This window comes from Enterococcus sp. AZ015 (genome assembly GCF_050499225.1).
Lineage (GTDB): Bacteria > Bacillota > Bacilli > Lactobacillales > Enterococcaceae > Enterococcus_D > Enterococcus_D entomosocium.
In genome coordinates, this window is record NZ_JBMHEX010000001.1 from 750,456 (window position 1) to 765,584 (window position 15,129).

A 15,129-nucleotide genomic window follows, 5' to 3' on the forward strand; every position below is an offset into this window, starting at 1 on the left:
TTTATTTGTTATAATCAACCTAAGAAATGGATGGTGTATAGAATGAATCACAATGATCGCTTGACGCGTTTACGCTATGCTTTGGATATCAAAGATACTGACATGGTGAAAATTTTTGAACTTGGCGGCGCTTCTTTCACGAAAGAAGAAGTAAGACAATTATTGAAGAAAAAAGACCCTGAGACCTACGAGATTGAGTGTACCAATGAAGCCTTTGAGCGTTTCTTAAATGGTTTGATTCGCTCGCAACGAGGAACAAAGTCAGATGCTGCAGAACCTGTCTTAGAGTTGAACAATGGCAATGTGAATAATTTGATGCTGAAGAAAATAAAAATCGCCCTTTCCCTAACAACGGATGAAATGCTGAACATTTTCGAGCAAGCGGGAGTTAAGGTTTCAAAAGGTGAACTGGGCGCCATTTTACGCAAAGAAGGCCATCGCAATTACAAGCCATGCTTAGACAAATATGCCCGCAACTTTTTAAAAGGATTGACGATCGAGTATCGGGATAACTAGTAAAAAATCAATAATAGACTGAACTTACAATGGGGCGCCTAAAGAGATGCATGTTATGTGTCTCTTTTTATGTGTGTAAAAATAACAATTTAAATAAGTGATTGTAGCGCTGACCGAGTCCAAGCTTGGAGCATGAAGAAGCAGGTTAAGTGAACGATCTGATTGCTTGAATAACCTGTTCGTTGAAACCTGACAAGTTTGGTCATTTCTGATACAAATGTTGACGTGTTCAGAATGATGAACCATGCAATACTATCAAAATGAACAGGAGCATCCTGTGTCTAAAGGTTGTAATTAACAAGTCATCACCATCATCAGAAGGCGAAGTTTGTAGATAGGTGAAAGATAGGAAAGCGTATCGTATTTAAACGAATATAAAAGGAGAATGTTATGAAAAGGAAATTTTGGGGCTATTTGTCATTGGCGATCTTGTTAAGTCAGCCTGTGTTGGCACCTTTGGCACAAGTTATGGCTGAGGAACAGGAAACCATTCCATCAAACAAGGAAATAACGACACTAGGAACATTAGAAAAAGTGGAGGAGACTACTGAAACAGTCGCTTCTTCTCGTATAGAAGAATTCAACGGGGACACCACAAGTAACTCAGAATCGCAAGAAGTATTTAATGATGATGAGAAAAATGGCTCGACGGAAAGGACAGAAAAAAAACTACCTGATTCAAGTGAAGACACAGCTAGCTTGGCAACCGAATCGTCAGCAGAAATGAAAGAGGCATTCTCTGATCGCAGCGTTCCATTGGACGCTTGGATGCCGGATAAGAATTTGCAAAATGAGGTAGCGAAAGGGCTAAACAAAACAGTTGATACAATCACTCAAGAAGATATGGCGAATCTAAAACAGCTAGATTTTTCTTCTTTAGTCAAAGACACAGTAGTCGATTTTACTGGCTTAGAATACGCTAGCAACTTACAAGCGTTATATACGACGTCTATTATTGCTGCGAATGTTCCCAAAATCACTATGGCGGAAAATGCAACTTTGTTTACCCGTCCTAATGTACTAGCACAAATTCTTCCAAAAGGATCTTTTTCAAATATCCACATAGGAAATTATGATGCCTATTTGACAGCCCAAGAATTAATTGGGGTTGGTCAATATCTTAGTGGGTGGGTTACAGATTATCTGACGGTCTATGCAAGTAGTATGACGGATTTTTCTAAGTTAGAGCTATCTGCAGAACACCATCAAAATTCCCGACTATCTATTATGACTCAGGAGAAAATACTATTAGAGTCAATGTTAGTAAAAGACGGCCAATCTGATGTTCTTTATAAAGACCATATGATGGTTGATACCCAAGGAAATGCGTTGCTCTCTTCTTTGTCCAACAAAAAGTATTCTTATTCGATTCGGGGGGTAGATAAAAATGGCTATATCTTTCCCTTATATGAAAATGATGGGTTCGAATTGACTGAAGAAGGGATTCAATTTAAAAATATTCCCGCCAATGTTGATTATTTGTCAATCACTTCTCTTGTTCCTAATCGTTTGTCCACAGAAAGAGTTGCTAGTACAGGTACCATTCAATATTTAGTGAATTATCAACTACCTGTGAAGTATGTGAATACTGCAGAAGATGTGACCGTCAAGTATGTTGATGAAAGTAAAAAGACATTGTTACCAGACGTCACTTTATCAGGGGTTGTTGGTGAACCGTATACGACACAAGAAGAGCCGATTGCTGGCTATACATTGAAAGAAATCCAAGGGGATAAAACAGGTACTTTCAGTGATACCCCGCAAGAAGTCGTTTATGTATACAAACGCAGTGATGCTGCACCCGTGACAGTAAGATACGAAGATACAGAAGGCAATCAGTTAGCCGAACCAACGATTCTGAACGGCAAAGTAGGTTTGCCGTATGAGAGCAAGTCAGAATCTATTCCTGGTTGGTATGTAGCTCAAACACCCGACAATGCCAAAGGCATCTTCGGCGACACCGCGCAAGAAGTGGTCTATGTGTATGAACGTAGTGATGCTGCACCAGTGACGATAAGATACGAAGATACAGAAGGCAATCAGTTAGCAGAATCAACGATTCTGAACGGCAAAGTAGGTTTGCCATACGAGAGTGAAACCAAAGAACTTTCAGGCTGGACGGTGACTCAAACGCCAGCGAATGCCAAAGGCATCTTCAGTGACACCGCGCAAGAAGTGGTCTATGTGTATGAACGTAGTGATGCTGCACCAGTGACGGTAAAATACGAAGATACAGAAGGCAATCAGTTAGCCGAACCAACGATTCTGAACGGCAAAGTAGGTTTGCCGTATGAGAGTGAAGCCAAAGAACTTTCAGGCTGGACGGTTTCTCAAATACCAAGCAATGCCAAAGGGATGTTCAGTACTACCGCACAAGAAGTCATCTATGTGTACGGTGCTGAAAAAGAGAATAAACCAGAGGATGATTCAGGAGCAGATACGCCTGAATCAGAAAACAAAACCCCTGAAGAAGAAAAAGAGGATAAATCAGGAAACAAAGACAATCAAATGAACACACAAACCAACACACAAACCAACGGGAAAAGTAAATTACCTGCCACAGGAGAGCAACTAACAGGTCAACGAATCATGGGCTTTTTGGGAACGATCATTGTTCTATTTTCTTTCTTAGCAATTTGGCGAAGAAAAAGAAAAACTGAGAATTAAAGCTTCTCTATAAAGAGTAAAATATGTCCAGAATGAACGATTGGTTTAAAAAGTTAACCTTTTATGGAGTGGGGCGATCCACTCCTTTTTTGTAGGATGGATTGGACGGTTTCCTCGTCTCCTTAATCTTTGAATGGATTTTATCTGACTATTCCCAGTAGCTCAAAGAATTTCTGATCATTTGAGACTCTGATTCTTTATCAGACTAACGTTCCAAGACAATCTCGAATAACAGAATTATTTAGCAAGAATGTTTCATTGAGAGAAACGAATGAATCAACACCTAGGAAATGAAAATGCACGTTTAAAAGAGTATAATTACTGTAAAACTAAAGTTAAGAGGTATTACTATGTATAAATTTCTTTTAACTAAATTGGATCAAGATGTCTATGAGCTATTTGCGTATTTTTTTGAACATGCCATTGATCGTGAACTATTGAGTGACCTTGCGGATCATGTGCATTTATCAAAAAGAAGAATCGTTTTAGTTTTTGAGCGTGCAAGAGACTTACAAAAATCATACCCTTTTTTTGAAATCGACATGCGAGAAGGAAGGGAGCTAGCCCTTGATTTTGCGCCTAATTTTTTGTTGTCAAAATTCTATTCGGTTATGTTAGCAGAAAGTATGCCCTTTCAAATTTTAGACAGACTCTTTAGTGATAAATACGTGTCTTTGGAAGAAACCGCCCAACAACATTATGTCAGTAATCGCACGGTTCAAAGAAAGCTCAAGGAAGTAGAAACGATTCTTGAGAATTATCAAATCAAATTGAATTTAAAAAAGAAACCGTTATTTGTAGCGGAAGAATACCGAATTCGTCATTTTTTCCATATCATGTATTGGCAGATCTATGATGCGACGAATGTGCGTTATATTGGATTGTCGAAGCAAAGTGTTCGTGCATTGAAGGAGAAGTTGACAAGTTATCCTAGTTTTTATCGCGGTATCGATCAGGAAAAATTTATCCAACTGCTTGCACTAAGTCTTTATCGTTTTAAAAGAGGATTTCCGGTAAAAGAGATTCCTCAAGAGATGAAGAAAATGGTCCATCACACGATTTCCTACGAGCAATTCAAAGAAGAGCTCATAAAACCATTGCTAAACGCTAACTTGATTCTAAGTGACGTTCCAGAAACAGAGTTTCTCTTCTTATATTATATGTTTTCTGTGATGACGACGTATTTGCCTGAAGAGATTCCTAGCCAACTAAGAGTTGTTGATCACTTCTCGGAAGGATCAATTGCAACAGCAAGACTGTTTGCAAAAACTGCTCAGAAGATCTTTCTCGTCCCTGAAGGGGAGATCGAGTATCTTTTCGTTAATGCCTTGAACATTCATTCTGTGTCACTCCTCTTTGCGTCGAAAAATAAAATTGATGCTTTTGGAAAAACGACAACGGATAAAGATTATCGCAGAGTCTTTCCCAAAATTTTTCCACTCGTGCAGGAGATGTACCAATCGTTAGCCCAACAATCCCCAATTTTTACTACCATGTATGCTTCCAATAATCGACTGCTTTTTCAATACAGCATGCTTCTTTCAATTGTAGCAAAAATCGATCGAACGACAGTCCGCATCTTTCATGAATCAAAATTTGGAAAAATTCAAGAAATCAGACAAAAAGAACGATTGAAACGCTGGTTTGGCTATACCCTCGCTTTCGTTTCAGAAAAACCAGATTTTGTGGTGACCGATTATCCAGTTGATCGGCAAGCCTTTTTGGACCAAAATCCAAACGTCCAATTTTTTAAGTGGAATAGCTTTCCAACCGGTGACCGGTGGCTGGAACTAATTGAAGCGGTGGAAACATTTCAGAATACCTCCAATAAAAAATACAATGAAAATGATTGATTTACCCAAGATTCAGCAAACAGGCAGTATTCTCAAATCTGAGAGGACTGCCTGTTTTTCTTTATAGCCAGAGGATAGAAATTTGCTGAACAACAGTGTCACACCTTCTATAGCTTGCGAAGTATGTTCGGAGATAAAGGTGATTATGTAAATGAACTGTACTAACTAGAATCAGTATTTATATAACAGGACGTATTTTGTATTTAATCAGTCACATATTGACGCGTTTCCAGCTAAAAACCGTGTGATAATACAGACATACAAAACTGGAATAAATCATTTTACATAAGAATCAACCATTAAAATACAGGAGGTGCTGGAGATGGAGGAACCATTTAAAATCCACACATTGCAAGAATATTTGAACTTTTATATTGAGGAATCTGAACGGCTTTTCAGTAAAGATGAGTATGGGAAAATCAAAGAAAAAATCCATAGAAACTGTTTAGAAATTCGCATGGCGATTCAAGAAATCAATCAAAAAAATTTTTTCGAACAGCTTGCGAAAATCAATACCCTTGAAGCAGAGATTTTGATTATTTTAGAGTGTAGTGAGCTTCGAGGCAGTGACAGTGTTGTGCCTTTTACTGAAGCGGAAATCTTGCAAGTGGCAAAAGAAGACAGCAAGACTTACTTTAAAGAAAGGTGCGGGCTGACATTGATCGCCCCAACCCCTCATTCCTTGCATTTTTCGGTGGAGTAGGAATTTATCAGTTGGAATGCACGGATTGACGCTCAAAGACAAAAAAAGCAATAATATGACCAAGTCAATTAATAGACATGGTTTTTATTATGAAAATAAATAGAAAGGGGAAACAAAACGAATGAAGCGATACGATATCAATGAGGACTGGGCACTTTCAGGTGTGATTGAAGCGGGAAATTTTGTTTTCGTGGGCTATTGCGTGGGGAACATCGGGCAGCCAATAGAGCAACAGATTGTAGGGGCATTGAATCATTTAGAAGAACGTTTGAAATTAGTCGATTTGACATTTGCAAATGTGGTTCAAATGGATGTACTTTTTAAAGATGTGTTTGATATTCCAGTGATGGAGAAGCTCTTAAAAGAAACCTTCCATGGGAAATTTCCGGTTAGAAAATCAATTCAGACAGCTTTCGCTCATTCTGGAGAGGTAGGCATTCTTTTTCAAATCGATGCTATTGCTTTTAAGGAAGATCAGGGAAAGTAAGTTCGTAGAAATCAAAAATGGGCTTCGATGTTTTTGCTTGTTAGCCGTAGGATAAAGGGAGAAGATCAAGAGAGTCTTGGCTGTTTCTATGAATAAGAATGATAAACAAAAGGGGCTGAATATCCAGTCTCTTTTTTTGTATCTCTATATAGCTATTATTTCCTTCGAGTTAATTGGATTGATCGGTTACACCCAAAGTTTTTTACGAGGACTCCGAACGCTTTGTAAACATAGTGTGAACCAGTTCTAGGAAGTAAGTTAAACTATATTTCTTTAATTTGTTCACACTTTCAGAGACACAATCATTCATATTCTTTATTTTCGTTTTATAAAATAGGACTTATTTTGTCATATTCATGACAATTATTGTCGTGTTCGTCCCTGAAAACCATGCAATAATGCAGTCATAAGGAATGAGTCAGCGAACGTATTACATAGATGTAAGAAGTAGTTGTCAATGGGCAGCTTTTTTTAATTGGAGAGAGTGTAGCTGATCTTATTTACTTAATTTGAAAGAGGGAAAAGCAATGAAAAAACCAGCGAAGAAAGAACTTTTATCACGTATTCTGATCAGTTCTTCTGTTTTTATATTAGGCAGCCCATTGATCACGCAAGCAATTGTCAGTGTTCCGGCAGTAGCTGAAACGATCAGCACTTCAACGACAGAAGAAGTAACACGAAGTACAAATGAATTCATATCTGAACAACAAGAAGGAATAGTCGAACAAGCTACAGGTGAAGAAACCGTCGATTCAGAAACACAAGTAGTAGAAAGTACAGGGGAACATGGGGCATCGGAGTCATCACAAGCAAGTGAAGATCAAGTGGAACCATCCACAGAGCAAATGACAGAATCCTCCAGTGAGCCAGAAGCCGCTGAGAGCAGTACAACATCTGATGAGGAGTCGAAAACAAAAGTAGCGGAAGCAGAAAATATCCTTTGGTCAGGTAACTGGGGAACCGCTCCAGCCACATTAGATATTGAAGGGGTTTTGACTGTAGGAGCAGGTACATTGACAACGGCGGTGGACCAAGTGGTTCCTTTAACGGACGAACTTAAGAACATGGTCATAAAAAAAGTTATTCTCACTGCGCCCGTCATTTTGCCAGCCGATGTGGCAGGTTTGTTTGAGAGCTACTCTCACAATGGCACTGTACCCTCTCAATTGAATGAGATTGTTGGGTTGACTTATCTTGATACGAGTCAAGCGACCACGATGAATAGTATGTTTTATGGCTATAGCGGATCTACATTAGATTTATCGAATTTTGATAGCTCCGGTGTTATAAATTCTTTAGGTGCCGGGATGAACGAATTTTTTGGACAGGTACGCTACCTAAGAGAATTAACATTAGGACCAAAATTCAGCTTTGTTGGGTGGAACAATTGGTCAAGCAATCCCTATCCAGTGAACTTAGTTGACCCTAGTGGAATGTATGGTTTTCATTCCAGTTACTATACCGGCTATTGGCAAAATGTAGGGGCTGGCACCATAGATGCGCCATACGGTGAACATATATTAAAATCAGAGGAACTAGTGTTGACCTATGATGGCGCGACGATGGCTGACACCTATGTATGGCAGCCTCGGTTTATTGAAGGAGCACCAGTCACAGTCAATTACCTAGATGAAGAGGGGAATGAATTATTGCCACCTAATGTATTGACTGGTGGAAATATTGGCGATTCAATTGAAGTTGTTCCTGAGGATATTCCTAACTATACATTGAAGGAAGTTCAAGGAGAGGAACAAATTGTCTTTAGCAATGTTCCGCAAACGGTCACGTATATCTATAGTCCTAAAATAGAAAGTAATGAGGAAAGAAAAATTGTCGCACGAGTCATTCACTATTTGCATGAAGACGGTACAGAAGCTGCTCCAGATAAAGTAGACACAGTTGAATTTACTCGAGAAGTAAGGACGAATCTAGCCACTGGCGAAGAAACCTTTGGTGAATGGCAAGCAAGAGATGATGATACGATATTTGATTTAGTCAAAAGTCCAGAGATAGTCAACTACTATACAGACAGGGAGTTTATCGATGAAGTTATCGATGTAAAGGCCGATTCAGAAGATATTGAAGAATTTGTCATGTACTCGCCAAAGATAGTCGAATCTACGGAGACCAAAGAAGTCAAGCGAATGATCCATTATGTGTATGAAGATGGTAAAGAAGCCGCGCCAGACAATGTCGATACGGTCACCTTTACACGCACAGTGACAACGAATGAAGCAACAGGGAAAAATACCTATGGCGAATGGCAAGCCAAAGATGATGATACGACGTTTGACGAAGTGTTAAGTCCAGAAATTGACAAATACAATGCAGATCAAAAAACGGTTGATAAAGTCACAGATTTGACGGCAGAATCAGAAGTTCTCGAAATAACTGTGACTTATTTGCCAAACATGATCGAATCTACGGAGACCAAAGAAGTCAAGCGAATGATCCATTATGTGTATGAAGATGGTAAAGAAGCCGCGCCAGACAGTGTCGACACGGTCACCTTTACACGCACAGTGACAACGAATGAAGCAACAGGGAAAAATACCTATGGCGAATGGCAAGCCCAAGATGATGACACGATGTTTGATGAAGTGTTAAGTCCAGAAATAGACAAGTACAATGCAGACCAAAAAATGGTTGATAAAGTCACAGACTTGACGGCAGAATCAGAAGATTTCGAAATAACCGTCACTTATTCGCCAAATATGATCGAATCTACGGAGACCAAAGAAGTCAAGCGAATGATCCATTATGTGTATGAAGATGGTAAAGAAGCCGCGCCAGACAGTGTCGACACGGTCACCTTTACACGCACAGTGACAACGAATGAAGCAACTGGTGACAAGACCTATGGCGAATGGCAAGCCCAAGATGATGACACGATGTTTGATGAAGTGTTAAGTCCAGAAATAGACAAGTACAATGCAGACCAAAAAATGGTTGATAAAGTCACTGAGTTGACTGCAGAATCAGAAGATCGCGAAGTGACTGTCACTTATTCGCCAAACATGATCGAATCTACGGAGACCAAAGAAGTCAACCAAACGATCCATTATGTGTATGGAGATGGCAAAGAAGCCGCGCCAGACAAACCGGACACTGTTACTTTTACACGAACTGTCACAATAAATGAAGCAACAGGTGACAAAACTTTTGGCGAATGGCAAGCGAAAGATGATGACACGAAATTTGACGAAGTGAAGAGTCCTGAGATCAAGAACTATCACGCAGACAAAACAAGCATCGAGGAAGTCACAGGTTTGACAGCAGAAGACAAGGATCGTGAAGTGACTGTTACTTACTCACCAAATATGACCGAGTCAACAGAAACCAAAGAAGTCAAACGAATGATCCATTTTGTATATGAAGACGGCAAAGAAGCCGCCCCAGACAAAGTAGACACGGTTACGTTCACTCGAACGGTCACCACGAACGAAGCAACTGGTGACAAGACCTATGGAGAATGGCAAGCCCAAGATGATGATACAACGTTTGACGAAGTGAAGAGTCCTGAAATCAAGAACTATCATGCAGACAAAGCAACAGTCGAAGAAGTTACAGGGCTGACAGAAAAATCAGAAAATCGTGAAGTAACAATCACTTACTCACCAAATATGACTGAATCAACAGAAACCAAAGAAGTCAACCAAACGATCCACTATGTGTATGAAGACGGCAAAGAAGCCGTACCAGATAAAGTAGACACGGTCACGTTCACGCGGACGGTCACCACGAACGAAGCAACTGGCGACAAGACCTATGGCGAATGGCAAGCCAAAGGTGATGATACAACATTTGATGAAGTGAAGAGTCCTGAGATCAAGAACTATCATGCAGACAAAACAAGCATTGAGAAAGTCACAGGTTTGACAGCAAAGGACAAAGATCGTGAAGTGACTGTTACTTACTCACCAAATATGACTGAGTCAACAGAAACCAAAGAGGTCAAACAAACGGTTCATTATGTGTATGAAGACGGCAAAGAAGCAGCCCCAGACAAAGTAGACACGGTGACCTTTACACGCACAGTGACAACGAATGAAGCAACTGGTGACAAGATCTATGGAGAATGGCAAGCCAAAGAAAACGATACGACATTTGACGAAGTGAAGAGTCCTGAGATTAAGAACTATACCGTCGATAAGGAAACGATCGAAGCAGTTACAGGAGTAGCGGTTGATAATCAAGACATCGAAGTCACCGTTACGTATGTGCCAAAAATGGAAACCGCAACAGAAACTGAGGAAGTCAAGCAAACGATTCATTACGTCTATGAAGATGGTAGCAAAGCGGCGGACGATCATACCGATAAAGTCACGTTCACCCGGGTGATAGCAAAGAATTTGGCAACTGGTGTAGTGACCTATGGCGAATGGAAGGCAAAAGACAACGACACGACTTTTGCTGAAATTTCCAGCCCAATGATTGAATATTGCACACCAGATAATGAGTTGATCGAAGCAATTACGAATATTCAACCCGATGCAAAAGATACCGAGTTGACTGTGATCTACAAAGCAAATACGGAAACGAAAGAGGAAAGTAAAGAGGTTTCGCGGACGATTCATTATGTTTATGAAGATGGTAGCCAAGCGGCAGAAAGTTATACGGAAACCTTAACCTATACACGCACGGAAACAACCAATCTGCTGACTGGTGAAGTCGCATATAGTGACTGGACAGCCACAAATGGTGACACGACATTTGATGAGGTGAAAAGCAAGCAAATTGAGGGCTACACGGCAGACCTGACGACAGTCAAAGAACAAACAGGAATGACTGCAGAAGATGAAGATACGGAGCTGACTGTGACGTATATAAAAAATGCAACAGACGAAGCCAATCCAACAGACTCATCAAAAGAGTCAAGCAACACGCCAAATGATCAGACAAAAACAGATGATAACACACTGTCTACTGATATGAAAATAACGACTAACGTATCAGAAACAACAAGAACAGTCACGAGTGAAAAAAGTCTTCCAAAAACAGGAGAGAAAGAGGAACCCTTCATATTATACGCTGGAGTGACTATGGCGGTATCATCCCTGCTAGCATTTTTCTTAAGACGCTTAAGACAGAAACGAAAATAAGAAATCAGAAAAAGCTTTCTTTTGAAATGGAATAGAATACTGGCGAAGTAGAAGACTGCTGATAATTTCCCATACTAATCTTGGAAATTTATCAGCAGTCTTTTCATTATGATTTGAAGCTTGTTCAAGTACTATCACACACCAAACCTTCTGACCACTTCAATAGAAAAACTCCTTCGTTTTCTGAAGAAAATTATGATATGATTTTGTGACAGAGACACGCTATGAAAGATAAAGGAGGGATGGAACTATGAAGATAAAACAAGTGAGTGAAAACTATGATATCACACCACATACTCTTAGGTACTATGAACAAATTGGTTTGCTATCACCCAACTATACTGAGAATGGGTATCGAGATTACTCATACGAGGATATTGAGCGATTAAATACCATTAGAGACCTGCGTTTTTTTGATGTGTCACTTGAGGAAATTAAGAACTACTTGGATACAAAGAATAAAGCGCTGACTAAAGAAATCCTTCATTTCGAGATGGAGCAATTAGAAGATAGAATCCATGCGTTAAAAGAGAAACAAGATTTGTTAAAAGAGCGAATTGACTTGCTTGTCTACGCTGAAAAAAAGCAAAACTATGAAATTGAACGTACATTTTATGAAGAACGGTACCTTGTTTTAAGTCAAGAGAAAGACACAGTGGGGAAAGACTTGTACTTTGAACTTAAACGCCTGCACAAACAATTTGAAAAAGAACTGCATGCCAATAATCAAAATGTTTTCGGAACGATTTTACTGCCGCACGAAGACGCATTTAGGCATCAAGTTTTCTATTGTCTGACAAACGATTTGGCAGATGAGAAGGCATTTACAATGCCTGCAGGAGAGTATCTCGCTATTTATTATACGGGCACATATAAGCAGCGCTTAGCTGCTTTAGCAGAACTAAAAAGTTACCTAAAGAAAAATAGACTGGTCGCGAAAGGAAATTTTTATGAGTTCTACTTGATTGATTTTCATGAGACGAATTTACCGGAAGAATACGTGAGTAAAATAGAAATTCTCCTTGATCAACCCGATTAAAACAGAATCGATCAAGGAGAAACGTATCTATTGGTACTTAGTGATTCAGCAAGTTTATCGATAAGATGACTTATGAAATAGAACTGTTCTTATTTCTCTACTTTGGTATCCATTGAGTAGGTGGGAGTAGTTTCCTTTAGAATGACTCGTGTTACGTGCTTTTCAGATTCTACTAATAAGAAAAGTAGAGTTGCTGGGATAACACTGATAAGCAGTTCGGATAAAGTTAAAGAGGTGGTCTGTAAGATACTTTGCAATGGTGAAAAATAGACCATTCCTAATTGGAGAATCGCCATAACAAGTAATGAGTAAATCAAGGCTTTATTCTGCTTGATTTTGTTACTGAAGGCTGAATCCGTGATCTCACGACAGTTGATCATGTAAAAAGCTTGACCGAAAACGATCGCATTGATCAAAACGGTTTGTCTGACAGCTTCGTCGCCGAATACATTCATCGTTAGAAAGCCGAAGAAGGTCAAGAGTAGGCCGACATAAACGATTCGAAAGAGTGTATATTTGGAAATGATTTTTTCTTTCATATCACGAGGTGCTCGATTCATGATCATTTTGTGAGCTGGTTCAAAACCTAACGCATAGGAGAGTGTAATTGACGCAACTAGATTTAACCAAAGAATCTGCACTGTGCTTAGTGGTAAAGGAAGATTTCCCAACATAGAAACGATCAGCAAAAGCCCCTGGGCCAGACAGGTTGGCAAGTAGAAGAGGATCGTCTTTTTTAAATTATCAAAAATTCGACGGCCTTCTTTTATTGCTTTTGCAATCGTTTCAAAATTATCGTCAATGAGGATCATGTCGGCAGCTTGTTTACTAACATCGCTTCCTTTAATCCCCATTGCGATCCCTACATCTGCTTTTCTAAGTGCGGGTGCGTCATTGACTCCATCACCTGTCATTCCGACAATCTCGCCTTGTTCTTGTAAATAAGTAACGATCATCAGTTTATGCTCAGGTGTCGTTCGGGCGAAAATATTGGTATTTTTTACCACTCTTTGCCACTCATCTGTGGATAAACGATCCAGTTCAGTTCCAGTGATTGCCCGTTCAGAATGGTCGATTCCTAATTTTTTGGCAATCGCTTTTGCGGTCGTTGGGTGATCCCCAGTAATCATTACGACTCTGACCCCGGCTTTTTTACAATCTGCTACCGCTTCGATCGCTGATTCTTTTGCTGGATCGATAATGCCAGCTAATCCGATGATTACGAGCTCGTCCATCTCTTCATGAGTCAATTCAGTCGTTGTATCTACATCTTTATAAGCAAACGCGATCACTCGTTGTCCCTCTGAAGCAAAAGCCAAATTGATCTTTTCCCACTGTGCATGATCAAACTCCGCTATCTGCCCATCAATATGTGCAGCAGTCGCTTTATTTAAAACGATATCTGGAGCACCCTTTACAAAAATCCGCTTTTTCCCATTGATCAAATGGCTTGTTGCCATATACTTATATTTTGAGTCAAAAGGTAATGTTTCTAGACTCTTGATCCGCGGTGTGCCAATACGATTGGTCCAACGTAATAAAGCTAATTCTGTTGCATTTCCGGTCACTGGACAGTGGCGATCATCGAAACTCTGTGTTTCTTGACAGTTTTGCATGATTTTTGCTAGCAGTTCATTGTTCGAGGAATCTGCTTGGTCTTCATGGCCAATCACAGTTACCTGTTTATTAGAAAACACATTGGTAAGGGTCATATCGTTTTTGGTCAAAGTACCTGTTTTATCAGAACAGATGACTGTCATTGAGCCAAGTGTTTCGACAGTAGGCAATCCCTTTACGATCGCATTTTGCTCAGACATATTTTTCACGCCGGAAGACAGAATAATCGTCAAGATAGAAGGCAATCCCTCAGGAATAGAAGAAACGATCAAAGCAATGATTGCTGACACGATATACATCGGACTCATGCCATAAATGAAGTAGCTGATCAATCCTAATAAGAAGATAAAGACGCCGATCCCTTTAAAAATAGCATGATTCATTTCGTTCACTTTTTTCAATAAAGGGGTTTCTTTCACTTCAATGGTTGCTAAAGAAGCATTGATTTTACCAATCTCAGTGTCCGAGCCAATTTCAACAACGATCCCTTTTCCAGTTCCTGACTGTACTTGCGTACCTGAGTACGCCATATTGGTTCGTTCAGCAAGTGCTATTTGCCCCTCTAAACGAGCACTTGTTTTTACGACTGCATCAGGCTCTCCAGTCAGAATCGATTCATCGATTTTTAGTTCATTCACGGTTTCCATACGCAAATCAGCAGGAATAACATCACCAGGTGCTAAATAAACACGGTCCCCTGGAATCAAATCTTCTGCATCGATTAAAAGGCGTCCGTTTTCAGATTCGACTGTCGCCTTTGAACTAAGTAATTTTGAAATGCTAGATAGTGAATCATCTGCTTTTCTCTCTTGGTAGTAACCAATCATTGCGTTTAAAACGACAACGAGTAAAACGATCGCTCCTTCAACTAAACTTCCCGTAATAAATTTTAAAACAGCTGCACCGATCAAGACATACATTAACGCATCGTGGAAGTAAGATAAAAACTTCTTCCATTCGGGTGTCTTTTCTGATGCTTGTAATTTATTTTTCCCGTGTTTTTCTTGATACGCTTTACGTACCTCATTTGTGATAAGCGTCTTACTTGTCGCTGACTGCACCTTTTCAATATCCAAATTATGCCATTGTTTCATTATTTTCCCTCCGTTTTCTTTACATGAATAGCATAAAGGTTAGAGTGACTA

At 39.7% G+C, this 15,129-nt stretch carries 8 protein-coding genes; 7 read left to right on the forward strand and 1 reads right to left on the reverse strand.

Going from position 1 to position 15,129, the window contains the following annotated elements:
• The first annotated feature begins 42 nt into the window (after positions 1-42).
• From IGK85_RS03460 to IGK85_RS03490, 7 genes are all read left to right on the forward strand, one after another.
• Complete coding sequence (locus IGK85_RS03460; protein WP_008377143.1) at positions 43-516, forward strand: DUF1456 family protein; 474 nt, start codon at positions 43-45, stop codon at positions 514-516.
• A gap of 390 nt (positions 517-906) precedes the next feature.
• Positions 907-3,183, forward strand: coding sequence for a MucBP domain-containing protein (locus tag IGK85_RS03465; RefSeq protein WP_008377147.1), 2,277 nt, complete (start codon positions 907-909; stop codon positions 3,181-3,183).
• A 350-nt stretch (positions 3,184-3,533) separates the two neighbouring features.
• Positions 3,534-5,036: a helix-turn-helix domain-containing protein gene (locus IGK85_RS03470; RefSeq protein WP_008377149.1), complete on the forward strand. Its 1,503-nt coding sequence runs from the start codon at positions 3,534-3,536 to the stop codon at positions 5,034-5,036.
• Between the two features lie 322 nt (positions 5,037-5,358).
• Entirely contained in the window at positions 5,359-5,739 is a 381-nt protein-coding gene (locus IGK85_RS03475) for a DUF7006 family protein (RefSeq protein WP_008377151.1), read from the forward strand.
• Between the two features lie 121 nt (positions 5,740-5,860).
• Positions 5,861-6,226 carry a RidA family protein gene (locus IGK85_RS03480; RefSeq protein ID WP_008377153.1) on the forward strand — a complete coding sequence of 122 codons (366 nt, stop codon included), beginning with the start codon at positions 5,861-5,863 and terminating at the stop codon, positions 6,224-6,226.
• A gap of 527 nt (positions 6,227-6,753) precedes the next feature.
• Entirely contained in the window at positions 6,754-11,328 is a 4,575-nt protein-coding gene (locus IGK85_RS03485; RefSeq protein ID WP_429968635.1) for a mucin-binding protein, read from the forward strand.
• 250 nt (positions 11,329-11,578) lie between these two features.
• The gene (locus IGK85_RS03490) at positions 11,579-12,367 is read left to right on the forward strand and encodes a MerR family transcriptional regulator (RefSeq protein ID WP_008377156.1); all 789 of its coding nucleotides are present in this window, start codon (positions 11,579-11,581) and stop codon (positions 12,365-12,367) included.
• Positions 12,368-12,456: 89 nt separating this feature from the next.
• Here the strand turns inward: IGK85_RS03490 and IGK85_RS03495 are convergent, their stop codons facing one another.
• A complete protein-coding gene (locus IGK85_RS03495) occupies positions 12,457-15,078 on the reverse strand; it encodes an HAD-IC family P-type ATPase (RefSeq protein ID WP_008377158.1) in 2,622 nt (873 codons plus the stop codon).
• Positions 15,079-15,129 lie beyond the last annotated feature (51 nt).